The following is a 22,604-nucleotide window of genomic DNA, read 5'->3' as shown; positions in this document are numbered from 1 at the left end:
GGCCCGTGAAGGGCAAGGGGAGCGACAGGGCGCCGGTCCGTGCCGACCGTCGTGTCGTCTCGCCGTCGGCGCGTCGGAGCCGCCTTCGCCGGCTGCGGCTGCCGGGGATCGTGGCGGTGTGCTGGTGCGCACTGGGCATCGCCCTGGCCGCCACGGACCAGATGGGCCGCTACGACCTGGGCACGGAGCTGAGCGTGCTGGTCGGGTTCGCGCAGGGCGCGGCCGTCGTCCTCGCCCTGTGGCAGCCGGGGGCCGCGTGGGCGCTGTCCCTGGCGGGCGAGGTCGTCGCCGCGGTGTCCGCCCGGCCCGCCCTGGTGGGTCATCCGCTGCCCGGTCCGTCCTGGCCGTGGACCACTGCCCAAGTCCTCGCGCACGCCATGGTGTTCTTCCTCCTGGCGCTGCGCGTCCGGGCCCGGGCGTCCGTCGCGGCCCTGGCCGCCACCGCCCTCACCACGTGGGTGATCCAGGGCGCGGTCGGCGGGGCCACCTACACCTCCACCGGCGTCACGGCCGTCGCGATCTTCGCGGCCGTCGTCCTCGTCGGCGCCGCCTTCCGCGGTCTCGGTGAGGCCCGCACCCAGCTCGTCGAACAGGAGACGATCACCGCCGAGGAACGCGCCCGCCGCACCCTCCTCGAGGAACGCAGCCGGATCGCCCGCGAACTGCACGACGTGGTCGCCCACCACATGTCGGTGATCTCCATCCAGGCCCAGGTCGCCCCGCTGCTGGTGGAGAACCCGTCCGAGGAGCTCAGGGAGAACCTCGCCGGCATCCGGCAGAACGCCCTGGAGGCGCTCACCGAACTGCGCAGAGTGCTCGGCGTGCTGCGCTCGGAGAACCCCGAGGACCCCTACGGCCTCGGCGCGTCCGGCGCCGGCGCCGCCCCGGACACCCCGCAGCCCACCCTCGACCGTCTCGACGCACTCCTGGAGAACACGCGCGCGGCCGGGCTGGACGTGGCCGCCGCCGTCACGGGAGAGGCGCCCGCCTACCCGCCGGGCGTGCAGCTGTCGGCGTACCGGATCGTGCAGGAGGCCCTCAGCAACGCGCTGCGGCACGCGCCGGGCTCCCATGTGCGGGTGTCGGTCACCCACGACGTCCGCGGCCTGTACCTGGAAGTGGTCAACTCCCGGCCCCGGGCTCCCGTACGGCCCTCGCCCGGCGCGGGCCACGGTCTGCTCGGGATGCGGGAACGGGCGGCGATGCTCGGCGGTCATGTCACCGCGCATCCCACCCTGCACGGCGGTTTCGCGGTGCTTGCGTATCTGCCGACGGAAGGCGCGGCGACCCGCCTCGGCGACCTCGCCGAGCTCGGCACGCCGGACGGCCTCGAACTCACCTTCCCCGGCGACGGGGACGACGGGCACGACAGCAGCCGTCGGGACGCACCGGACGACCCGGACGACCCTGACGACCCCGGCGGCTCCGGCAGGCCGGAAGGCCGGGGCGCTCCAACCCCGACACGAGAAGGAGACCGATGACGACCGGCGCCACCATCCGCGTACTGATCGCCGACGACCAGCAGATGGTCCGGCAGGGCTTCACCGTGCTGCTCGACGCGCACCCGGGGATCGAGGTCGTCGGACAGGCGGTGAACGGCTTCGACGCCGTGGCCAAGGTCGCCGAACTCGGGCCGGACGTCGTCCTCATGGACATCCGGATGCCCGATCTCGGCGGCATCGACGCGACGCACCGCATCACCGTCGAGCACCCGCACATCAAGGTGCTGGTGCTCACCACCTTCGACCTCGACGAGTACGTGTACGACGCGCTGCGGGCCGGCGCGTCCGGATTCCTGCTGAAGGACGCCTCCGCCGACCAGCTGGCCGAGGCGGTCCGGGTGGTGGCGGCCGGCGACGCCCTCCTCGCCCCGGTCATCACCCGCAAGCTGATCGCCGAGTTCTCCCGCCTCGACGACAGGCCGCGGGCTCCTCTGAAGGAGCGGGTCGGCGATCTCACGGAGCGCGAGACGGAGGTGCTCGCCCTCATCGCGCAGGGCCTGTCGAACGCCGAGATCGCGCGGCACCTCGTCGTCGCCGAGCAGACCGTGAAGACGCACGTGGGCCGCATCCTGGTGAAGCTGGGGCTGCGCGACCGCACCCAGGCGGCGGTGTTCGCCTACGAGTCGGGACTGGTCAGACCGTCCGGGTACTGAGGTCGCCCCGTACCCGCTCGGGCCGGTGGCGGCGGGCTCCCGGACCCGTAGTACTTGAGAGGGATCCGCCGGAACCCCTCTCACTGGTGACGACCGGGCGCCCTCGGTGCGCCTACCGTTTTCCTCGTGACCGAGACGACGCAGACGCACAGCACGCCCCCCGGCGACCCGGACGACTCCTTCGAGGCCTACCGGCCGCGCAGCCCGGAGTTCCGGGCGGCGGTGGACGCCCTGCGCGGCCTGCGGCGGGATCTCTTCGACGACGCCTTCGCCTACCGCCCGCTGCCCCGCAAGGAGGAGGTCGGCCGGCTCGCCCGCAGGTGGAAGGGCCGCAAGCGCGAGTACGCGGCCTGGTCGCGGCACGCGGTGGTCGCGGCGGGCGGCGCACTGGCGGCCCTGATCGCCTTCACGGACAACGGCGGCGGACTGCTGGGATTCCTGACCGGTCTGCTCGTCCTGGCGCCGGTGCTGATGACGCTGGTACGGCCGGTCGGCGCGTTCTGGCTGTCGCTGGCCTCGACGTCGGCGGTCGCCCTGCTGGGCACGACGTACGGGAACTGGCCGTGGCTGCCCGGCAGCTACGTCTCCCACCTGGTGGTCCTCACGGTCGTGGCGATACGCACCCGGCCGCGCACGGCGGCCTGGATGTGGCTGCTCACGGCGTTCTACGGCTTCTTCGCCGAGAGCCTCTTCGGCTGGGGCCACTACGTCACGAACATCGCGTCCATGCTGGTGTTCTCCGCGATCCTGCTGCTCGCCGTCACCGTGTGGCACATCCGGCGGCAGGCCCAGCAGGAGGTCACGGCCCAGCAGACGGTGACCGCGCACGAGCGGTCCCGGCGCACCCTCCTGGAGGAGCGCACCACGATCGCCCGTGAGCTGCACGACGTGGTCGCCCACCACATGTCGGTGGTCGCCATCCAGGCGGAGGCCGCCCCTTACCGGGTGGAGAACCCGCCGCCGGAGCTGGAGAAGGCCTTCGCGACCATCCGGGTGAACGCGGTGGCCGCGCTCACCGAGCTGCGCCGGGTGCTGGGCGTGGTCCGCGCCGAGGACTACGACGTCCCGGACGCCCCGCAGCCCACCCTCGCCGAGCTGGACGCCCTGATCGCCAATGTGCGGGAGGCCGGCCTGGACGTGGAGAAGGGGGTCACGGGGGCGGTGCGCGAGCTGCCGCAGGGGGTGGAGCTGTCGGCGTACCGGATCGTCCAGGAGGCGCTGAGCAACACGCTCCGCCACGCGCCCGGCGCGAGCGCCCGGGTGGAGGTCGGGTACGTTCTGGGCGGGCTCGGGCTGCGGATCGTCAACGGCGCTCCGCCCAACCCGACCCTGATCAAGCCCTCGCCCGGCGCCGGTCACGGCATCACCGGCATGCGGGAGCGGGTCACGATGCTGAACGGCGAGATGACGGCCGAGGCGACGCGCGAGGGAGGGTACGAGGTGACGGTGTTCCTGCCGGTGCCGGCGTCCACGGCGTCCGCCTCCGCCGCGCCCTCTCCGGGTGAGGGTGGGGCATGACGATCCGGGTTCTGATCGCCGACGACCAGATGATGGTCCGCGAGGGCTTCTCGGTCCTGCTGAACGCGATGCCGGACATCGAGGTGGTGGGCGAGGCGGTGAACGGCCGGGAGGCGGTGCACCGGGTCCGCGAGCTGGCGCCCGACGTGGTCCTGATGGACATCCGCATGCCCGAGCTGAACGGCATCGAGGCGACACGGGAGATCGTCGCCGCGGACGGCGCGGCGAAGGTCCTCGTCCTGACCACCTTCGACCTGGACGAGTACGTCTACCAGGCGCTGCGCGCGGGAGCCTCCGGCTTCCTCCTCAAGGACGCCTCGGCCCGCCAGCTGGCGGACGGCGTGCGGGTGGTGGCGGCCGGCGAGGCGCTGCTCGCCCCGTCCGTCACCAGACGTCTGATCACGGAGTTCTCCAAGCTCTCCGACACCCCCGGGTCGGTCCGCGCGGCCGTCCAGGCGTCCTACGGCGACCTGACCGAACGGGAGACGGAGGTCCTCGTCCTCATCGCCCAGGGCCTGTCGAACTCGGAGATCGCCGAGCGGCTCGTGGTGGCCGAGTCGACCATCAAGACGCACGTGAGCCGCATCCTGGTGAAGCTGGGGCTGCGCGACCGCACCCAGGCGGCGGTCTTCGCCTACGAGGCAAGACTGGTAACCCCGGGCTAGCCGCCCCAGGCCTCCGGGGTCTCCGGGCCTCCCGGCTCCCACCCTCCGGTTGCCGTTTGCTCGGACGGGGTGGGTCCGGGGGTGCGTGTGCGGGCGGGGGCGGGTGTTGGTGCGGTGGTCGTCGTGTTGAGGGGCGCGTGGCCAGGACCCCCTGGTCAGGACGCCGGTCCACGGGCTAGCGTCCGTCCATGGCAGCAGCTGACGACCTCTCCTTCGACCCCTGGGACCCCGCGTTCGTGGCGGACCCGTACCCGGCCTACGCCGAGCTGCGGGAGCGCGGGCGGGTGATCTGTTACGAGCCCACCGGTCAGTGGCTCGTACCGGGGCACGCGGACGTGTCGGCCCTGCTGCGGGACCGGCGGCTGGGGCGCACGTACCAGCACCGGTTCACGCACGAGGAGTTCGGGCGGACCGCGCCGCCCGCCGAGCAGGAGCCGTTCCACACGCTGAACGACCACGGGATGCTCGACCTGGAACCGCCGGACCACACCCGGATCCGGCGGCTGGTGTCGAAGGCGTTCACCCCGCGCACGGTGGAGCGGCTGAAGCCGTACGTGCACAGGCTGGCCGGCGAGCTGGTGGACGGGCTGGCGCGGGCGGGCGGCGGCGATCTGCTGAGCGACGTCGCCGAGCCGCTGCCGGTGGCCGTGATCGCGGAGATGCTGGGCATCCCGGAGGCGGACCGGGGGCCGCTGCGGCCCTGGTCGGCGGACATCTGCGGGATGTACGAGCTGAACCCGTCGCAGGAGACCGCTGCGAAGGCCGTGCGGGCCTCCGTCGAGTTCACCGCCTATCTGCGCGAGCTGATCGCCGAGCGGCGCAAGGAACCGGGGGACGATCTGATCTCCGGGCTCATCGCGGCGCACGACGAGGGCGACCGGCTCACCGAGCAGGAGATGATCTCGACGGCGGTGCTGCTGCTGAACGCCGGTCACGAGGCGACCGTCAACGCCACGGTCAACGGCTGGTGGGCGCTGTTCCGCAATCCGGACCAGCTGGCCGCGCTGCGCGCCGACCATTCGCTGGCGCCGTCCGCCGTCGAGGAGCTGATGCGGTACGACACCCCGCTGCAGCTGTTCGAGCGGTGGGTGCTCGACGACATCGAGATCGACGGGGTCACCGTGCCGCGGGGGGCCGAGATCGCGATGCTCTTCGGGTCGGCGAACCACGATCCGGCGGTGTTCGCCGACCCCGGCCGGCTCGACCTCACCCGGGCGGACAACCCGCACATCTCCTTCAGCGCGGGCATCCACTACTGCATCGGCGCGCCGCTGGCCCGCATCGAGCTCGCCGCGTCGATGACGGCCCTGCTGGAACGGGCTCCGACGCTGGCCCTGGCGGCGGAGCCGCGACGCAAGCCGAACTTCGTCATCCGGGGTCTGGAGGGCCTACCTGTCACCCTCTGACCGGTCGCGGGGCGAGCGTCCGCGACGCCGGTCGCGGGCGTTGCGGGCGTCGCGGCGGTCCTGCCGGTCGTGCAGCAGGCCGGAGACCGCCGCGTGGGCGAGGACCGGCAGGGCGGCTCCCGCGAGGAACACCAGCGGGAGCTCGGTGAACAGCACGCCGAGGTCCATGTCCTGCTGCTCGAAACCGCGGCCCAGGTGGATCCGGGTGCGGTCGGAGGAGAGCCACAGGGAGACGGCGGTCAGCGCGCCCGCCGCCGACATCACGCACCCGCCGCACCCCACCGCTCTTCGCCCCATGAACGGAGGGACGCCACCGGCTCCCGCCCGGTTCGCCGCCGGCAGGCCCCGCGGCCGCGGCGCAGCCCACGCCCCGGTCACAGCCACCCCCCCGCTCACAGCCATCCCCCCGGTCACAGCCACCGCCCCCGCTCACAGCCACCGACCTGGGCCACCGTCGCCACACGGCTCCGGACCCGGCCGCGATTCCGCCGCCGCCTTCCCCCTCCCGCGCGCGACGGCCGCCGCCGCGGTGGGGAGGTCATGTCGTCATGTCGCGTCGGCGCAGTCCCGCGAGGCCTGCGGCGGACAGGGCCGGCGCCGACAGCAGCAGGAGCAGCACAGGACCCCACTCCATCCGCCCGCCGGGCAGTTTCGGCAGGTGGGCGAAGGGCGAGAGGTCCAGGACCGCCGACGGCGCGTTCAGGGCCGGGCCGATCCAGCCGAGGAGAAGGATCGCGGCGGCCACGCCCCAGCCGGCCGGGGCCAGCCGCGGAGCCCATCCGTACAGGACGAGTGTCAGCGCGCCGACCGCCCACACCGCGGGCAGCTGCACCAGGCAGGCGCCCAGGACCGGGAGGGTCTGCCTGCCGTAGCCCGCGGCGAAGCCGAGGCCCGCCAGGAGCATGATGAGGGCCGCGCCGCCGAAGGCGATCGCCAGATGCCCGGACGCCCACCGCAGTCGTCCCACCGCGTTCGCGAGCACGGGTTCCGCCCGCCCCGAGGTCTCCTCGCCGTGCAGCCGGAGCACGGACGCGACGACGAAGAGGGACGCGATCAGCCCGAGCATGCCGATCATGGAGGCGAGGAACGCGTCCGTCAGCCCCGACTGACCGCCCATCCGCTCGATGATCTCGCGGGCCTTGTCGTTGTCGCCGACCAGGTCGGCGACGCCCTCGGTCAGGCTGCCGTAGACGACGCCGGCCAGGAGGAAGCCGATGCTCCAGCCCAGCACCCCGCCCCGCTGCAGCCGCCAGGCCAGGGCGAAGGCGCTGCCGAGCCGTCCGACGGGGGGCCCGGGCAGGGTCGGCAGGAAGCTCATGCCGACGTCCCGGCGGCCTGCCAGACCGTAGGCCAGCGCGCCCTGGGCGAGGATCGCCGCCGCGAACAGGCCCAGCACCCACCACCGTTCGTCCGTGAACGCCCGCAGGTTCTCCAGCCAGCCGAGCGGCGAGAGCCAGGTCAGCGGGGACGAGCCGTCGACCTCGGCCGAGTCGCCCGCCGCCCGCAGGACGAAGGCCGCGCCGAGGACCGCCGCCGTCAGCCCGCGCGCCAGCCGTGCGCTCTGCGTCAGCTGGGCGACGATCGCCGCCGTCGTCGCGAACAGCATGCCCGCCCCGGCCAGGCCGAGGCCGAACGCGACGGCGCCGGCCGCCCCGTGACCCGCGAGGCCCGCCGCGACGAGCAGACCCAGGGCGGCGTTGGCGACGGCCGCCGCGAGCAGGGCCGCCGTCAGCGAGGCGCGCCGCCCGACCATGCCGGAGGCGATCAGTTCCTGACGGCCGCTCTCCTCCTCGTCGCGGGTGTGCCGCACGACGATCAGCAGGCTCGTCACCGCGGCGAGGGCGGCCGCGTACACGCCGACCCGCCAGGCCGTCAGCGCGCCGACGGAGTCGTCGAAGACGGGGCCGATCAGGGCGCGGAGGGAGGAGTTGGCGTCCATCTGCCGCAGCAGGTCGGCCCGGGCGGCCGGGGTGTCGTAGAGGCTCTCGAGGCTGGTGGGCATGGACAGCACCATCAGGGTGTTCACGGCGACCCAGACGGGGATCAGCAGCCGGTCGCGGCGCAGCGCGAAACGCAGCAGCGGTCCGGTGCCGGTGAGTCGGGGGGCGACGAAGGTCGTCACTGGGCCGTCTCCTGGTAGTGCCGCAGGAACAGTTCCTCCAGCGTGGGCGGAGTCGACGTGAGCGACCGCACGCCCGACGCGGTCAACGACCGCAGCACGGCGTCGAGTCGGTCGGTGTCGACCTGGAGGCGGACCCGTCTGCCGTGCACCTCGAGACCGTGCACGCCCGGCAGGTGCGCCAACCCGTCGGGAGCGGCGGCCAGTTCGGCGCTCACGCTGGTGCGGGTCAGATGGCGCAGGTCGGCCAGGGAGCCGGTCTCCACGGTGCGGCCCTTGCGGATGATGCTGACGCGGTCGCACAGCTCCTCGACCTCGCTGAGGATGTGGGAGGACAGCAGGATCGTCCGGCCCCGGTCGCGTTCCTCCGTCACGCAGCGCTGGAAGACCTCCTCCATCAGGGGGTCCAGGCCGGACGTCGGCTCGTCCAGGATGAGGAGGTCGACGTCCGAGGCGAACGCGGCCACGAGGGCGACCTTCTGGCGGTTGCCCTTCGAGTAGGTGCGGCCCTTCTTGGTGGGGTCCAGCTCGAAGCGGTCGATGAGCTCGGCGCGGCGGGCCGCGTCGAGGCCGCCGCCGCGCAGCCGTCCGTACAGGTCGATGACCTCGCCGCCGGAGAGGTTGCGCCACAGGGTGACGTCGCCGGGCACGTAGGCGATGCGCCGGTGCGCCTCGACGGCGTCCTTCCACGGGTCGCGGCCGAGGATCTGCGCGGCGCCCGAGTCGGCCCGCAGCAGGCCCAGCAGGACGCGGATGGCGGTGGACTTGCCTGCGCCGTTCGGCCCGAGGAAGCCGTGCACCTCACCGGCCTCGACCTCCAGGTCGAGCCCGTCGAGCGCGTGGGTGCGGCCGAAGGACTTGTGCAGTCCGGACACCGTGATGGCCTTCGTCATGGTGTCGAACGTACGCTAGCTTCAGAAGTTTGTGAAGTTAAAAAAATGCGTGAACCGTCGATAGGATGGGGGCATGACCGAAACAGACGCGGGCGGGCGACGGGACGAGGAGGCTGTGTCCCGGTTCGTCGAGTCCTTCGCCGCGCAGCTCGTCGAGGCCGGGATGCAGCGCATGCCCGCCCGGGTCTTCGCCGCGCTCCTCTCCTCCGACGGGGGCGCGATGACCTCCGCCGAACTCGGCGGACAACTGAGGATCAGCCCCGCCGCCGTGTCCGGCGCGGTGCGTTATCTGGCCCAGCAGCACATGGTCTCCCGCGAGCGCGAGCCCGGTTCCCGGCGCGAGCGCTACCGCGTGCACAGCAACCAGTGGTACGAGGCGCTGACCAATCGCGAGTCCGTGCTCAAGCGGTGGGAGGCGTCCCTGCGTGAAGGCGTCGAGAGCCTCGGCGCCGACACCGCGGCCGGCCGCCGGATGTCCGAGACGCTCGCCTTCTTCGAGTTCGTCGACACCGAGATCGCCGCCATGATGGAGCGCTGGCGCCTGCACCGCGCACAGTTCTTCGGAGACGGCTGAGAATCCCTTCCCCGCAGGCCCCGGCCCCCGGGCCCCGTCAAGGCTCCCGGGGCCTCGTGCGTCGTGCGTCGCGGTTCCTGCGCCCTGCGTCCTGCGCCGCCCGGCTCACGGCGTCGTCGGCAGCGTCAGTCCGGCTCACGGCGTCGCCGGCAGGGTCAGCGCCAGCGCTCCCTCCCGCACGGTCCACGTCCGCCGCCGTACCGGCCCGGCGACCGCGGCGTCCGCCCGGTAGCGGAAGTCGGTCCCCGAGACGGTCACCGTCCTGCCGTACGTCTGCAGCACCGCCGCCTCCGCGCCCACCGACGAGGGTCGCACCACCACCTCGGCCGATCCCGAGACGCCGGGCGTCACCGACACCGCCTCCACCGGCTGGTCCAGGTCGACCAGGGTCGTCCCGTCGACCTCGACCCGCAGCCGCGCCGGGCCGGGCGGGAGCGGGGCGGCGACCGGCCGGGAGGTCCGGGAGGGCCGGACGGGGACGAGCGTGCGGACCAGCGACTGCAGCCAGGGCCGCCCCGAAGGGTCCGGCAGGACGCTGCCGGCCGCCGGCGGCGCGGGGATCCGCAGCGCCCCCAGCACCACCCCGTCGCTGTCGTCGACCAGCAGGTCCAGCCGCCGCTCGGCCCCGTCGAGGACGGCCCGCGCCGCCGCGACCGGGCCCGTGGGCACGCCCAGGGCGTGCGCGAGGCCCAGAGAGCCGCCCACCGGCACCACCGACAGCACGCATTCGGCCAGGGCCCGCTGTCGGTGCAGCAGGGCCACCGCCCGGGTCAGCGCACGGTCGTCGCCGATGACCACAGGCCGCCGCGAGCCCCGCCGGGCCAGCACCCGGGCGAATTCCTCCGGGTCCTCCGGAACGCACACCTTCGTACTGGCCGCACCCGCGCTGAGCACGTCTTTCGCGATCCGCACGGACTCCCCGTCCGCGCGCCGGGAGACCGGATCGATGATCACCAGCAGCTGATCGGACGTCGCGAAAGTCGCCACCTCGGTCCTGCCTCGCTTCCTCGGGTAGCATCTTTGTGCAAGAGCCCCTTGCGCTATTGCGCCAGGGGCTTCGTCTATTCCGGGGCATCCGGGTCCGACAACGGGCGACCAACGACGGTCGCTGCGCTCGCGGTGAACGCGGTGGAACGATCCACCGCGTACGCCCCTGACCTTGGACATGCCCCACCCGGAAGGGGTGTACGCGCGTGCCCGCACTTGTGCTGCTCGGTGCTCAGTGGGGTGACGAAGGCAAGGGAAAGGCCACCGACCTGCTCGGTGGCTCGGTGGACTATGTGGTGCGTTACCAGGGTGGCAACAACGCCGGCCACACGGTCGTCGTGGGCGACCAGAAGTACGCACTCCACCTGCTCCCTTCCGGAATCCTGTCTCCCGGCTGTACGCCGGTCATCGGTAACGGTGTCGTCGTCGACCCGTCGGTCCTGCTCTCCGAGCTGAGCGGTCTGAACGAGCGCGGCGTCGACACGTCGAAGCTGCTGATCAGCGGCAACGCGCACATCATCACTCCGTACAACGTGACTGTCGACAAGGTGACCGAACGCTTCCTCGGAAAGCGCAAGATCGGCACCACCGGCCGGGGCATCGGTCCGACTTATGCCGACAAGATCAACCGGGTCGGCATCCGGGTCCAGGACCTGTACGACGAGTCCATCCTGATGCAGAAGGTGGAGGCGGCGCTCGACGCCAAGAACCAGCTGCTGACCAAGCTGTACAACCGTCGTGCGATCGCCGTCGACCAGGTCGTCGAGGAACTGCTCGGCTACGCGGAGAAGCTCGCTCCGTACGTCACCGACACGGTTCTCGTCCTCAACCAGGCGCTGGAGGACGACAAGGTCGTCCTCTTCGAGGGCGGTCAGGGCACGCTCCTGGACATCGACCACGGCACGTACCCCTTCGTCACCTCGTCGAACCCGACCGCGGGCGGCGCCTGCACCGGCGCCGGCGTGGGCCCGACGAAGATCAGCCGGGTCATCGGCATCCTCAAGGCGTACACGACCCGCGTCGGCGCGGGCCCCTTCCCGACCGAGCTGCTCGACGAGGACGGCGAGGCGCTGCGCCGCATCGGCGGCGAGCGGGGCGTGACCACCGGCCGCGACCGCCGCTGCGGCTGGTTCGACGCGGTCATCGCCCGCTACGCGACCCGCGTGAACGGCCTGACGGACTTCTTCCTGACCAAGCTCGACGTCCTGACCGGCTGGGAGCAGATCCCGGTCTGCGTGGCGTACGAGATCGACGGCAAGCGGGTCGAGGAACTGCCGTACTCGCAGAGCGACTTCCACCACGCGAAGCCGATCTACGAGACGCTCCCCGGCTGGTCCGAGGACATCACCAAGGCGAAGTCGTTCTCCGACCTGCCGAAGAACGCCCAGGCGTACGTGAAGGCGCTGGAGGAGATGTCCGGCGCCCCGATCTCCGCCATCGGCGTGGGTCCGGGCCGGGACGAGACGATCCAGATCAACTCGTTCCTCTAGTCGCGGTCGGTCGCGGTCGCGCGGCCGGTCACGGTGGGAGCCGTCGGCTGCGACCGAACGCCGCCGGCTGCGACCGAACGCAGTCGGCCGCGGTGAACGCCGTCGGCGGTACGTCGGCTTGGGCCGGTCCTGGACACCCTCGACCGGCCCTCGGCCTGTTCGGGCAACTGCCCGTCCCCGGAGCCTTGCTGTGCCGCTCGGCACGCGGGTCGACCGTGCTGGGCACTTCGCCCTCCCTCGTGACAGCAGGGAGAAATGCCGCATACAGGTCTACTCTGAGGGTGACATCCGTGTGTGCCGACCAGAGGAAGGTGACTGCGATGCGCGTGATGCTCAAGGCGTGCATGGACACGGAGAAGGCGAACGAGGCGATCCGCAGCGGGACCCTGGGGAAGCTGATCCAGGAGTCGATGGAGCAGATCAAGCCCGAGGCGGCCTACTTCACCACCGACCACGGCAAGCGCACCGCCTACGTGTTCTTCGACATGCAGGACAGCGCTCAGATGCCCGTGCTCAGCGAGCCCTTCTTCCTCAACCTCGGGGCAGAGGTCACCTACACCCCGGTGATGAACGCGGAGGACGTCGAGAGGGGTCTGGCCCAGCTCGGCCGCTGACCGACCGGTCGGCTCAACTGAAGACGATCATCGACCCCTGCGCCAGACTCCGCGTGGCCGCCGCGTGCAGCCCGAGCCAGACGTGCCGCTCGCGGGCGAAGGGGCTGGGGTCGTACGGCGCCGGAACAGCCGGCTCCTCCAACTCGGTGGGGCCGGCGGGCGGTTGGGGGGCTGCCGGGGGATTGGCCGGATCGATGCCGATCGACGGGGCCACGAACTCCAGTTCCCTGAGCAGCGACTGCGCGGAGCCCAGCGGGCCGCCGCCCGCGAGGAGTTCGTCGTTCGACAGCGGCTGCGGGAAGTCCACCGGGACGTACGCGCCCGCGTGGTCGTAGTGCCACACCAGGTGGGACTGCTGGGCCGTCGCCTGGAACATCTCCAGCAGCTGCTCGTAGTCGCCGCCCAGCTCGTCCACCGGCGTCACCGGAAGCTGGCACACCTGGAGCAGGTAGACGCGGCGCAGGAAGTGCAGGGCGTCGTAGTCGAAGCCCGCGACCGGGGCGACCTCGCCGGACAGGCCCGGCATGTACTGGTACACCGGCACCGGCGGGAGTCCCGCCTCCGCGAGCACCTTGTTGTACTGGGCGAGTTCGTCCGCGAAGGGGTTGTCGGGGGTGTGGCACAACACGTCGACGAGCGGCACCAGCCACAGGTCACAGGCCAAAGAGAGCTCCTTCAGTACGTTGACCGGTCAGGGAAGACTAGTCGGTGCGGCACGCGTCAGCTCCCCTCGTGCAGATCCCATACCCACACTCCGGCCACCCGCCTCCCCGGCCGGCCGACCAGTTGGTCCACCGTCTCACGCAGCGGGTCCGCGTGCCGTCGAGGGACCAGCACCAGCGCGCCCGCCCGCCAGTACGCGAAGTCCTCGCGGGCCTCGGTGCGGGCCTGCGCGTCGACGACCGGGACCACGCCGGACTGGCGCACGTCGCGCAGCAGACTCGCCGTGAAGCGCAGCGGGACGCCGTAGACGCCGCTGCGGTCGCCGTCTCCGTAGGGTCCGTTGAAGTAGCCGCCGGGCATCCGGAAGCCGAGGCCGGTCGCCGTCTGCCAGTGCAGGGCCTCGGCGTCCTCCGGTTCGGCGAGCGGCACCGGGACCAGCGTCTCGCCGGGCCGGACGTAGGCCTTCCAGGCGCCGTCCGCGAAGAAGGCGGGCGTCCCGGCGCGCGGTTCGGACCTGAGCGGCGCCGGGACGAGGGGGAGCAGCGCGACGCAGACGGCGAGCAGCGCCGCGTACTGCGTGCCGAGCCGACGGGCGTGGGCCAGCCGGTCGACCGCCAGGGCGAGCAGCATGCCGAGCGCCGGGGCGCAGACCAGCGCGACCCGGCTCTCGATGACCGACTCGAAGAGCGGGAGGCCGGCCAGCGGGGCCCAGGGGCCGGGCACGGTGACGTCGGTGAGGGGAACCGCGATGCGCGGGCCGAGGGACAGCACCGCCGCGGCCACCGCCGTGCAGGCCAGTGCCTTGACGGCGGGCCGTCGCCAGAGCAGCGCGGTGATCGCGAACGCGAGCAGGACCAGCGGCCAGCCGTAGAAGGCGTTCTGCTCGGTGGGGTTGAGGGAGAGCGCGTCGGCGCGGTCGGCGTCGCCCGCGATCAGCGAGCGCCCGGCGAACGAGAGGAGTGCGCGCAGGGAGTTGGCTACGCCGGGCGCGGTGCCGTGGTCGATGCTCGTGTAACTCTGCGGCCCGGAGAACTGCCAGGCCAGCGGATAGAGGACGAGGGGCAGACAGACGGCCGCGGCGATCGCGAGGCCGTTCAGCAGCGGGCGGGCCGCCCTGCGCGCCACGTCGGGGCGCACGACGGCGTAGGCCACGGCGAACAGGAGCATGCCCAGGGCGGCGAGCAGCAGTGACTCCTGGCCCAGGAAGAACTGGTAGGCGGCCATCAGGCCGAGGACGACCGCGTCGCGGGTGGTCCGCTCGCCGGTCGTCAGCCGCAGGGCGCGCTCGATGATCGGCGGGATCATGAAGAGCACGACGAAGTTCGGGTGGGCGTTGGCGTGGCTGACCATCGGCGGGGCGAACGCGGCCAGCGCGGCCCCGGTGAAGGCGGCCGCCCGCTGCGTCACGAGCCGCCGCAGGATCAGCCGGTACCAGGCGACGGCCGTGGCGGCGAGGCCGAGCGTCATCACCAGGCTGAGCGTGACCGCGGGCCCGAACAGCAGGGTCACGGGCGTGAGCGGCACGGACAGGCCCGGCATCGTCGTGTTGGCCATCAGGTTCACGCCGTCGGGGAAGCCCTGGAGGTCGGTGAAGAGGGGGTTGCGCAGATGGGCGACGTTGTCGGCGGTCACCGCGAAGAACCACTCCCACTGGTTCTGGTCCTGGAGGGAGTCGGTCAGATAGCGGTGCGCCGGGTCGAAGAAGCGGCCGGAGAAGAGGACGACGGCCAGCGCGAGGAAGAGGACGGCGGCCAGGACGTCGGCGGGTCTCGGCGCGGGGAGACGCAGCCGGACGAGGTCGCGCAGGAAGCGGAGGTAGTCCGCCGGGCGGACCTTCGAGCCGGTCTGGTGCGACCAGTGCACGGGCATCTCGGCGACCGGCCAGCCCGCCCGCCGGAAGTGGCGCAGCACCTCCACGTCGATGGCCCAGCCGTCGAGGCGGGAGGCGGCGAAGGCGGTGCGGGCCTTGTCGCCGTCGAACAGCTTGAACCCGCACTGGGTGTCGTGCGTTCCGGGCAGCATCGTCCGGCGTATGAGCAGGTTGCCGGCCGCGCCGAGGAGTTCGCGCATCCGGTGCTGGCGGCTGCCGAGGGTCGCGCCGGGGACGGCCCGCGAGCCGATCGCCGCGGCGTGCCGGTCGGCGAGGGCCTGCTCCAGGCGGGCCAGCTCCTCGACGGGGGTGGCGAGGTCGGCGTCCGTGACCAGCACCCGGCGGCCCCGGCTGGCGGCGACGCCGAGCCGCAGGGCGTGGCCCTTGCCCCGGCGGCCCGTCCCGGAGCCGGTGACGAGCCGGACGCGCGGGTCGCGGCGGACGGTGACGAGCTCGCGGGTGGCGTCGGTGGAGCCGTCGTCGGCGACCACGATCTCCCAGCTGCTCCAGGGGCTCCCGGGGGCGTCCAGGTGGCGGCTGACCGCGTCCAGGGTGGGGCCGAGCCGTCGTTCCTCGTTGTAGGCGGGGACGACGACGGACAGCTCGACGGCCGGCGCCGCGGGCGGCGCGGCGGGCACGTGCACGGCAGGGGCGTCCGCCCGGCTCATCCCGCGGCCAGCCGCTCGATCAGGGCGATGGACTCGTCGTTGTACGCGGCGAGCATCCTGCGGGCGGCGACGGTGTCTCGGCGATACAGGGCGTCGACGAGTTCGGTGTGGCCGGACCACAGGAAGCCGCGCAGATCGGTCAGCCGGCGCAGGTGCTGCACCGTGCACACCCAGGACTGCACGCGCAGCCGGTGCAGGAAGTCGGCGAGGTAGGGGTTGCCGAAGAAGGCGCTCAGCTCGCGCCAGAAGCGCAGGTCGTAGCCGATGAGGACGGTGAGGTCGCCGGCGGCGGCGGCGCGCTGCGCCTCCTCGCCGCGTCGGCGCACCCCGGCGATGGCGGCCGCGGTCCGCGGCTCCTCGAAGTCGCGCTGGTCCTGGCGGCCGCCGTCGAGCGCGATGAACATGCCCTCGATGATCAGGTTGCGTGCCTCGATCATGCCGCGGTAGTCCTCGACGGAGAACTCGTGGACCCTGAAGCCCCGGTGCTGGTCGGCGTCGAGGAGACCTTGTGCCGAGAGGTCGACGAGGGCCTCGCGGACGGGGGTGGCGGAGACGCCGTACTGCTCGGCGATCTCCTTCACCGTGAACTCCTGCCCGGGCTGGAGCCGTCCGGACAGCACCTCGTCGCGAAGCGCGTCGGCGATCTGCTGGCGCAGGGTGCTGCGCGTCACCGCGCCGTTGCCGGTGCTGCCGGGCATGGTCGAGGCGTCTCCTCGTCGGGTGCGGAAAAGTGGCGTGCTCGTCGTTATGTACGAGCACGCCACCTTACGCGTTCGACGAAATCAAGCCCCTTCGAGGGAATCCCGCCGGTATCCCGCGCAATCCCGCGGGGTATCGCGGGTGTCGCGCCGGAGCGGCGCGGGTCCGGCGCGGGTCCGGCGCGGGGCCGGCCGCCCCTACTCGGTGAACTCGTCGGCCGCCGAGAGCGCCGTGTCGAGGGCGGCGAGGCCTTCCTTGACCTCCGACTCGCTGACGTTGAGCGGCGGCACGAAGTGCGTGCGGTTCATGTTCACGAACGGCCACACGCCGGCCTTCTTGGCCGCCGCGCCGAACGCGGCCATGGGCGCGTTGGCCTCGCCTGCCGCGTTGTAGGGCACCAGCGGTTCGCGGGTCTCGCGGTTCTTCACCAGTTCGACCGCCCAGAACATGCCGACCCCGCGCACCTCGCCGACGCTCGGGTGCCGCTCGGCCAGCGCGCGCAGCCCCGGCTCGACGAGGGAGGCGCCCAGGCGCTTCGCGTTCTCGACGACGCCCTCCTCGGCCATGACCTCGATCGTCGCGACGGCGGCCGCGCAGGCCAGCGGGTGTCCGGAGTACGTCAGACCGCCCGGGTAGGGCCGCTTGCCGAAGGTGTCCGCGACGGCGCCGGAGATGGCGACGCCGCCGAGCGGCACGTATCCGGAGTTCACGCCCTTGGCGAAGGTCATCAGGTCGGGCACGACGCCGGCGAGGTCGGCCGCGAACCACTCGCCGGTGCGTCCGAACCCGGCCATGACCTCGTCGAGGATGAAGACGATCCCGTGCCGGTCGCAGATCTCGCGGACGCCCGCGAGGTAGCCGGGCGGCGGGACCATGATGCCGGCGGTGCCCGGGATCGTCTCGAGGATGATCGAGGCGATCGTCGCCGGTCCCTCGAAGGCGATCGTCGTCTCGAGGTGCTCGAGGGCGCGCGCGGTCTCCTGCTCCTCGGTCTCGGCGTAGAAGCGGGAGCGGTACAGGAAGGGCGCCCAGAAGTGCACGACGCCGGCCGTCGCGGTGTCGGAGGCCCAGCGGCGGGGGTCGCCGGTGAGGTTCACCGCCTGCTGGGTGCCGCCGTGGTAGGAGCGGTAGGCGGAGAGCACCTTGGCGCGCCCGGTGTGCAGCCGGGCCATGCGCACGGCGTGCTCGACCGCGTCGGCCCCGCCGTTGGTGAAGAAGATCTTGTCCAGGTCGCCGGGGGTGCGCTCGGCGATCAGCCGGGCCGCCTCGGAGCGGGCCTCGATCGCGAAGGCGGGCGCGAACGTCGTCAGGCGTGCGGCCTGTTCCTGTATCGCGGCGACGACCTTCGGGTGCTGGTAGCCGATGTTCGTGTAGACGAGGCCGCTGGTGAGGTCGAGGTACCGGTTGCCGTCGTAGTCCCAGAAGTACGACCCCTCGGCGCCGGCCACGGCGAGCGGGTCGATGAGCTCCTGGGCGGACCAGGAGTGGAAGACGTGCGCGCGGTCGGCGGCCTTGACTGCGGCGCCGGTCCGGGGGTCGGTCTGAGGGGTCATGCAGTGAGCGTAAATGTCCGCGATGCGGAAGCGGTATCGGCGTCCTGTTCCGTCGGCGGGGCGATTCCGCGACAGGTTGTCGGGCGTGGGGGAGGGGAGGGGGCGGCGAGCGGGCGTGGAGGCTCGGATCGCATTGACAGCAGGCTGTCGAAATGACAGTCTGCTGTCATACACCTCGGATCGCCGAGGGGCCGACCCTCAGGAGGAGCCATGACCGGCAAGCCCGTGCATCTCGCCGTGTACGACACGTTCGCCGACTGGGAGACGGGGTTCGCGACGGCGTACCTCGCCCGCGGCGGCCATCTGATCCGCACGGTCGGCGCGTCCGCGGCGACGCCGGTGACCAGCATCGGCGGCCTGCGGGTCCTGCCCGACCTGGCGCTGGACGACGTACGGCCCGAGGACAGCTCCCTGCTGATCCTCCCGGGCGCCGACCTCTGGGACACCGCCGACGACCTCGCGCCCTTCGCCCGCAAGGCACGGGAGTTCCTCGCCGCCGGCACCCCCGTCGCCGCGATCTGCGGAGCCACCGCAGGGCTCGCCCGCGAGGGCCTGCTCGACGAGCGCGACCACACCAGCGCGGTCTCCTTCTACCTGGCCGCCACCGGCTACCGCGGCGGCCACCGGTACACCGAGGCGGACGCGGTGACGGACGGCGCCCTGATCACGGCCGGCCCGACCGAGCCGGTCGCCTTCGCCCGCGAGATCCTGCACCTCCTAGGGGTGTACGAAGGGGAGGTGCTGGACGCCTGGTACCGGCTCTTCCACGACTCCGACCCGCAGGCCTACGCCGTCCTGGAGAACGCGACGGCCGGCCGGTGAGCGCGCGGCGCCAGGAGCTGCTGAGCCGCAGCGCCCTCGGGGTCTTCCGGCTCAACGGCCAGTTCCTCGCCGTCGCGGAGGAGCTGGCCGGCCCGTCCGGGCTCTCCGCCGCACGCTGGCAGGTGCTCGGCGCGGTCCTCGGCGACCCGCTGCCGGTGTCCGGCATCGCCCGCGCGATGGGCATCACCCGGCAGAGCGTGCAGCGGATCGCCGACGTGCTGGTCGAGCACGGGCTCGCCGAGTACCGCCCCAACCCCGCCCACCGCCGCGCCAAGCTGCTCGCCCCCACCGAGGCGGGGCGGGCCGCGGTCGCCCGCATCGGACCGGGGCACGCGGCCTTCGCCGACCGGCTCGCCCAGGCGTACGGAGAGGCGGAGCTCGCCGAGGCAGTACGCGCCCTGGAACGCCTGTCCCAGGTGCTGGACGCACTGGAGCAGCCCGTTACGGAACCGTAGACATCGCACCGCACAACTCCCCGAACGGCCGGATTATTCTCGGCTGGATTGCACATGTCTCGATCACACATGTGCGGGAAAGGCGGCGCTGCGATGGAGAAGCTGGGCCAGGGAGACCCGCAGCGCATCGGCGGTTACCGGCTGCTCGCGCGGCTGGGCGCGGGCGGCATGGGGCAGGTGTACCTCGCCCGCTCGGACCGCGGGCGCACCGTAGCCGTGAAGCTGGTCCGGCCGGAGCTGGCGGCGCGCGAGGAGTTCCGGGCGCGGTTCCGGCAGGAGGTGCGCAACGCGCAGCGGGTCGGCGGTTTCTGGACCGCGCCCGTCCTCGACGCCGACACCGAGGCCGCGGTGCCCTGGGTCGCCACCGGCTATGTCGCCGGGCCGAGCCTGCAGCAGGTCGTGAGCCACGACCACGGGCCGCTGCCCGAACGGTCGGTGCGCATCCTCGCCGCCGGGCTCGCGCACGCGCTCACCAACATCCACGCCGCCGGCATCGTCCACCGTGACCTCAAGCCGTCCAACGTGATGGTCACCATCGAGGGGCCGCGCGTCATCGACTTCGGCGTCGCGCGGGCGCTGGAGGGCGTGACCGGCGACAGCCGGCTGACCCAGACCGGCGCGGTGATCGGCTCGCCCGGCTTCATGGCCCCCGAACAGCTGCGGGGCGCCCCGGTCACGCCCGCCAGCGACGTCTTCTGCCTCGGCTCGGTCATCACCTACGCCGCCACGGGCGCCCTGCCGTTCGGTTCCGCCGACAGCGGCGTGCCCGCCCTGATGTTCCGCATCGCGGAGAACGAGCCCGACCTCGCGGGCGTCCCCGAGGGCATCGCCGACCTGGTCCGCGGCTGTCTGCGCAAGGACCCGGGAGCCCGTCCCTCCCTCGACCGCGTCCTGGAGCTCACCGGCGTCGACGACACCGTCTCCGACGGCCGCTCCCGCGACCCCTGGCTGCCCGGCGCCCTGGTCGCCCAGCTCGGCCAGCACGCCGTGCGGCTGCTGGAAGTCGAGGACCCGCAGGGCGCGGACGCGTCGGCGAGCACCGCCCGATGGAGTCCCGCCCCCGCCTTCGAGGCCGCCCCGCAGCACTCCGGGCCGCGCGGCGACGCGCTCGCGCCCGACCCCCGGCCCACCCTGGTCGAGGGATCCGGCGGCGTGCCGCAGCAGGCGCATGTGTCCGGCGCGGGCCCCGCCCCGGCCCACCCGGCGTACGGCTTCCCGCCGCAGCACCCGCACCCGCAGCAGGCCGCGCCCCCCGTCCCCGGGTACGGCCACCACCCGGCGCCGGGCGTGCCGGCCCCCTACAACCCGTACGCGGCGGACGCCGGCGGCGCCCCGCCGTACGCCCCCTACGGGACGGACGAACCCGCCGGCCCCGAGGACCCGCCGGGCCGCAGCCGCCGCGCGACGGTCCTGCTCGTCCTGGTCGCCCTGGTGGTCGCGATCGCCGCCGGCGGCTCGGTGTACGCCTTCATGAACGGCGACGACGACAGCGCGGCGGGCCCGTCGCCCAGCCCGTCGGCCTCCCGCGCTGCGGACTCCTCCTCGCCGGACGGCACGTCCTCGTCCCCCTCCGGGTCGCCGTCCCCGTCCGCGTCAGCGTCGCAGGACGGCGATATCCCGTCGGCCTACCTCGGCGACTGGACCGCGACGATCAAGAACGAGACCGGCGCCAACAAGCGCCGGCTGACCATCTCGCAGGGCGAGGTGGGGGACACGGTGCTCGCCCTCGCCGCGGACGGCGACTCCTACCACTGCGAGTTCAGCGCCGCCCTCGCCCGGCGGCCCGGCGCCGTCGGCCCCCTGCAGATCGGCCCGTCCAAGGTCACCGCGGGCAAGCCCCTCTCCTCCTGCACCCCCGGCGCCGCCTCGGAGGTCACCCTCCTCCCCGACGGCAGCCTGCAACGGGTCAACACCGGCACCGGGGAGAAGCTGACGTACACCCGCGGCTGACGCACCCCGCGGCACGGAGCCGCCGGTGTCAGCGGGGCTCCGGCGGGCGCTGGCGGGGCATGTTCGGCCGGGCGTTCGCTCCCGGCGGCGAGGGGAACCTGCCCGGGCCGCCGCCCGCGTCCACCCGCCCGCCGACGGCGACCGCCGTCTGGATGCCCAGGGGCGCGGGACCGGTGCGGAACTCCACCATCCAGTCGGCCGTCTCCGTGCGCACCAGCTCGGTGACGTCCTCCGAGAAGCGGCGCAGCACCGCCAGGCACCGCTCGGCGGCCTCGCTCGCCGTGCCCTCGGCCGGGCCCAGCACCTCCCGCACGCTCTCCGAGGCCCAGTCGAACTGCAGCACCTGCAGCCTGCGCTGCACGGCCTGCGCGGTGGCCACGTCCCGCATCCAGCCCGAGGTCACCCCGAAGAACCGGTCCACCGCCAGGCACGCCACCGCCAGCAGCAGCGCCAGATACCCCCAGGGCGCGCCGCCGCCCGTCACCCGGGTCAGGTCCAGCAGGGGCAGCGCGGCCCCGCACACCGCACCGGCGGCCGCGCCGGTGCGCAGGGCCCTGGCGGCCCGCCGTTTCCACACCCGGTCGGCGAGATACCAGGCGGCGGTCTCCAGCGCCCCCCGCTCCACCCACCGGTACAGCTCCTCCAGCCGTTCGGCGGGCTCGCCCCAGTCCCCCAGCGGGAACGTCCGTCCGGTCAGGTCGCCCGGCCGCAGCCCGGCCGCGCCGCCCTCGCCCCGCCCGTCCTGAGGCGGTCCTTCGGGCTGCATCTCCGGCTGCTGAGCCACCCGCACTCCCTCCCGATCCCGACTGATCCGACCGATCGACCGATGCGGCCGCTCACGTTGCGTGACGCCCGCGACGTGCGTGATGCCCGATGCTGATGCGCCGGACCTTTCCTACCTCCCAATGGGTGGCGAAGAGGAAGGTTTCGCCTCTTTTACGCCTGGAAGTGGGCCTTGATCAGGTATAGAACTTCCGCACAACTCACTCGAAAGAGTGCTGGGGCGACACCCGCACAGACCACGTAGGCTCGTGCCGAGCGGCAGGAAACCGCTCGAAGGCATGCCCGACAGTCGTAGAACACAGGAGCTGATCGTGATTCCCGGTGGTGGCCAGCCCAACATGCAGCAGCTGCTCCAGCAGGCCCAGAAGATGCAGCAGGACCTGGCCCGCGCCCAGGAGGAGCTGGCGAACACGGAGGTCGACGGGCAGGCGGGCGGCGGACTGGTGAAGGCCACCGTGACCGGCTCCGGCGAGCTGCGCGGGCTGCGGATCGACCCGAAGGCGGTCGACCCGGAGGACACCGAGACCCTCGCCGACCTGATCGTCGCGGCCGTCCAGGCGGCCAACGAGAACGCGCAGACCCTGCAGCAGCAGAAGCTCGGCCCGCTGGCCCAGGGCCTGGGCGGCGGCAGCGGCATTCCGGGCCTGCCTTTCTGAAGCCCGTCCGCCTTACGCGGACCGGCCCCGGCCGACTACCGTACGTACCGCAAGGAACCCCAGG

21 protein-coding genes are annotated in these 22,604 nt (G+C 72.9%); 12 read left to right on the top strand and 9 right to left on the bottom strand.

Features of this window, described 5'->3' with window-relative positions; genetic code table 11:
• Positions 1-5: 5 nt before the first annotated feature.
• The 5 genes from ABT300_RS08610 (at position 6) to ABT300_RS08590 (ending at position 5,744) form a co-directional block, all read left to right on the top strand.
• Complete coding sequence (locus tag ABT300_RS08610; protein ID WP_351673439.1) at positions 6-1,481, top strand: sensor histidine kinase; 1,476 nt, start codon at positions 6-8, stop codon at positions 1,479-1,481.
• On the top strand, positions 1,478-2,155 hold the full coding sequence (locus ABT300_RS08605; RefSeq protein WP_351673437.1) for a response regulator: 678 nt from the start codon (positions 1,478-1,480) through the stop codon (positions 2,153-2,155). Before ABT300_RS08610 ends, ABT300_RS08605 begins: the two co-directional genes overlap by 4 nt.
• A 126-nt stretch (positions 2,156-2,281) precedes the next feature.
• On the top strand, positions 2,282-3,673 hold the full coding sequence (locus ABT300_RS08600; RefSeq protein WP_351673435.1) for a sensor histidine kinase: 1,392 nt from the start codon (positions 2,282-2,284) through the stop codon (positions 3,671-3,673).
• Positions 3,670-4,338 (top strand): response regulator, encoded by a 669-nt coding sequence (locus tag ABT300_RS08595; protein ID WP_351673433.1) that lies wholly within the window; start codon positions 3,670-3,672, stop codon positions 4,336-4,338. Before ABT300_RS08600 ends, ABT300_RS08595 begins: the two co-directional genes overlap by 4 nt.
• 188 nt (positions 4,339-4,526) lie before the next feature.
• Positions 4,527-5,744: a cytochrome P450 gene (locus ABT300_RS08590; RefSeq protein WP_351673431.1), complete on the top strand. Its 1,218-nt coding sequence runs from the start codon at positions 4,527-4,529 to the stop codon at positions 5,742-5,744.
• Here ABT300_RS08590 and ABT300_RS08585 read toward each other — a convergent pair.
• From ABT300_RS08585 to ABT300_RS08575, 3 genes are all read right to left on the bottom strand, one after another.
• Positions 5,727-6,041, bottom strand: a complete 315-nt coding sequence (locus tag ABT300_RS08585; RefSeq protein WP_351673429.1) for a hypothetical protein — start codon at positions 6,039-6,041, stop codon at positions 5,727-5,729. The genes ABT300_RS08590 and ABT300_RS08585 overlap by 18 nt on opposite strands.
• Before the next feature lie 241 nt (positions 6,042-6,282).
• Positions 6,283-7,866: an ABC transporter permease gene (locus tag ABT300_RS08580; RefSeq protein ID WP_351673427.1), complete on the bottom strand. Its 1,584-nt coding sequence runs from the start codon at positions 7,864-7,866 to the stop codon at positions 6,283-6,285.
• The gene (locus tag ABT300_RS08575; RefSeq protein ID WP_351673425.1) at positions 7,863-8,756 is read right to left on the bottom strand and encodes an ABC transporter ATP-binding protein; all 894 of its coding nucleotides are present in this window, start codon (positions 8,754-8,756) and stop codon (positions 7,863-7,865) included. The genes ABT300_RS08580 and ABT300_RS08575 overlap by 4 nt, the downstream gene beginning before the upstream one ends.
• Positions 8,757-8,829: 73 nt before the next feature.
• On the opposite strand from ABT300_RS08575, the gene ABT300_RS08570 reads away from it, so the two are divergent.
• Positions 8,830-9,330 carry a GbsR/MarR family transcriptional regulator gene (locus tag ABT300_RS08570; protein WP_351673423.1) on the top strand — a complete coding sequence of 167 codons (501 nt, stop codon included), beginning with the start codon at positions 8,830-8,832 and terminating at the stop codon, positions 9,328-9,330.
• A 135-nt stretch (positions 9,331-9,465) separates the two neighbouring features.
• Here ABT300_RS08570 and ABT300_RS08565 read toward each other — a convergent pair whose 3' ends face one another.
• On the bottom strand, positions 9,466-10,317 hold the full coding sequence (locus tag ABT300_RS08565; RefSeq protein WP_351673421.1) for a diacylglycerol kinase family protein: 852 nt from the start codon (positions 10,315-10,317) through the stop codon (positions 9,466-9,468).
• A gap of 206 nt (positions 10,318-10,523) precedes the next feature.
• On the opposite strand from ABT300_RS08565, the gene ABT300_RS08560 reads away from it, so the two are divergent.
• Positions 10,524-11,807, top strand: coding sequence for an adenylosuccinate synthase (locus ABT300_RS08560; RefSeq protein ID WP_351673419.1), 1,284 nt, complete (start codon positions 10,524-10,526; stop codon positions 11,805-11,807).
• 320 nt (positions 11,808-12,127) lie between these two features.
• Positions 12,128-12,421, top strand: a complete 294-nt coding sequence (locus ABT300_RS08555; protein ID WP_351673417.1) for a hypothetical protein — start codon at positions 12,128-12,130, stop codon at positions 12,419-12,421.
• Positions 12,422-12,434: 13 nt separating this feature from the next.
• On the opposite strand, the gene ABT300_RS08550 is transcribed toward ABT300_RS08555, so the two are convergent.
• From ABT300_RS08550 to ABT300_RS08535, 4 genes are all read right to left on the bottom strand, one after another.
• Positions 12,435-13,085 carry a putative DNA-mimic protein gene (locus tag ABT300_RS08550; protein ID WP_057577891.1) on the bottom strand — a complete coding sequence of 217 codons (651 nt, stop codon included), beginning with the start codon at positions 13,083-13,085 and terminating at the stop codon, positions 12,435-12,437.
• Between the two features lie 56 nt (positions 13,086-13,141).
• On the bottom strand, positions 13,142-15,622 hold the full coding sequence (locus tag ABT300_RS08545) for a glycosyltransferase (RefSeq protein WP_502977895.1): 2,481 nt from the start codon (positions 15,620-15,622) through the stop codon (positions 13,142-13,144).
• Positions 15,619-16,320: a GntR family transcriptional regulator gene (locus tag ABT300_RS08540; protein WP_351673413.1), complete on the bottom strand. Its 702-nt coding sequence runs from the start codon at positions 16,318-16,320 to the stop codon at positions 15,619-15,621. The genes ABT300_RS08545 and ABT300_RS08540 overlap by 4 nt, the downstream gene beginning before the upstream one ends.
• A 198-nt stretch (positions 16,321-16,518) precedes the next feature.
• A complete protein-coding gene (locus tag ABT300_RS08535; RefSeq protein WP_351673411.1) occupies positions 16,519-17,874 on the bottom strand; it encodes an aspartate aminotransferase family protein in 1,356 nt (451 codons plus the stop codon).
• 210 nt (positions 17,875-18,084) lie between these two features.
• On the opposite strand from ABT300_RS08535, the gene ABT300_RS08530 reads away from it, so the two are divergent.
• The 3 genes from ABT300_RS08530 (at position 18,085) to ABT300_RS08520 (ending at position 21,101) form a co-directional block, all read left to right on the top strand.
• Positions 18,085-18,696 carry a DJ-1/PfpI family protein gene (locus ABT300_RS08530; RefSeq protein ID WP_351673409.1) on the top strand — a complete coding sequence of 204 codons (612 nt, stop codon included), beginning with the start codon at positions 18,085-18,087 and terminating at the stop codon, positions 18,694-18,696.
• Positions 18,693-19,151, top strand: coding sequence for a MarR family winged helix-turn-helix transcriptional regulator (locus ABT300_RS08525; RefSeq protein ID WP_351673407.1), 459 nt, complete (start codon positions 18,693-18,695; stop codon positions 19,149-19,151). Before ABT300_RS08530 ends, ABT300_RS08525 begins: the two co-directional genes overlap by 4 nt.
• 93 nt (positions 19,152-19,244) lie before the next feature.
• Positions 19,245-21,101, top strand: a complete 1,857-nt coding sequence (locus ABT300_RS08520; protein WP_351673405.1) for a serine/threonine-protein kinase — start codon at positions 19,245-19,247, stop codon at positions 21,099-21,101.
• 28 nt (positions 21,102-21,129) lie between these two features.
• Here ABT300_RS08520 and ABT300_RS08515 read toward each other — a convergent pair whose 3' ends face one another.
• Positions 21,130-21,867 (bottom strand): SLATT domain-containing protein, encoded by a 738-nt coding sequence (locus tag ABT300_RS08515; protein WP_351673503.1) that lies wholly within the window; start codon positions 21,865-21,867, stop codon positions 21,130-21,132.
• A gap of 328 nt (positions 21,868-22,195) precedes the next feature.
• Between ABT300_RS08515 and ABT300_RS08510 the strand changes: the two genes are divergently transcribed.
• On the top strand, positions 22,196-22,540 hold the full coding sequence (locus ABT300_RS08510; protein ID WP_319275991.1) for a YbaB/EbfC family nucleoid-associated protein: 345 nt from the start codon (positions 22,196-22,198) through the stop codon (positions 22,538-22,540).
• Positions 22,541-22,604 lie beyond the last annotated feature (64 nt).

The sequence above is a fragment of the Streptomyces sp. NPDC001027 genome (assembly GCF_040299045.1).
Classification (GTDB): Bacteria; Actinomycetota; Actinomycetes; order Streptomycetales; family Streptomycetaceae; genus Streptomyces.
This window is presented reverse-complemented; position numbering and strand designations above follow the sequence as displayed.

Bases quoted from the DNA above. Each gene is read 5' to 3' on its own strand.
- ABT300_RS08605 (WP_351673437.1), top strand. From the start codon at position 1,478: ATGACGACCGGCGCCACCATCCGCGTACTGATCGCCGACGACCAGCAG.
- ABT300_RS08595 (WP_351673433.1), top strand. From the start codon at position 3,670: ATGACGATCCGGGTTCTGATCGCCGACGACCAGATGATGGTCCGCGAG.
- ABT300_RS08590 (WP_351673431.1), top strand. From the start codon at position 4,527: ATGGCAGCAGCTGACGACCTCTCCTTCGACCCCTGGGACCCCGCGTTC.
- ABT300_RS08585 (WP_351673429.1), bottom strand. From the start codon at position 6,041: ATGGGGCGAAGAGCGGTGGGGTGCGGCGGGTGCGTGATGTCGGCGGCG.
- ABT300_RS08575 (WP_351673425.1), bottom strand. From the start codon at position 8,756: ATGACGAAGGCCATCACGGTGTCCGGACTGCACAAGTCCTTCGGCCGC.
- ABT300_RS08570 (WP_351673423.1), top strand. From the start codon at position 8,830: ATGACCGAAACAGACGCGGGCGGGCGACGGGACGAGGAGGCTGTGTCC.
- ABT300_RS08555 (WP_351673417.1), top strand. From the start codon at position 12,128: ATGCGCGTGATGCTCAAGGCGTGCATGGACACGGAGAAGGCGAACGAG.
- ABT300_RS08545 (WP_502977895.1), bottom strand. From the start codon at position 15,622: ATGAGCCGGGCGGACGCCCCTGCCGTGCACGTGCCCGCCGCGCCGCCC.
- ABT300_RS08540 (WP_351673413.1), bottom strand. From the start codon at position 16,320: ATGCCCGGCAGCACCGGCAACGGCGCGGTGACGCGCAGCACCCTGCGC.
- ABT300_RS08535 (WP_351673411.1), bottom strand. From the start codon at position 17,874: ATGACCCCTCAGACCGACCCCCGGACCGGCGCCGCAGTCAAGGCCGCC.
- ABT300_RS08530 (WP_351673409.1), top strand. From the start codon at position 18,085: ATGACCGGCAAGCCCGTGCATCTCGCCGTGTACGACACGTTCGCCGAC.
- ABT300_RS08520 (WP_351673405.1), top strand. From the start codon at position 19,245: ATGGAGAAGCTGGGCCAGGGAGACCCGCAGCGCATCGGCGGTTACCGG.
- ABT300_RS08515 (WP_351673503.1), bottom strand. From the start codon at position 21,867: ATGCAGCCCGAAGGACCGCCTCAGGACGGGCGGGGCGAGGGCGGCGCG.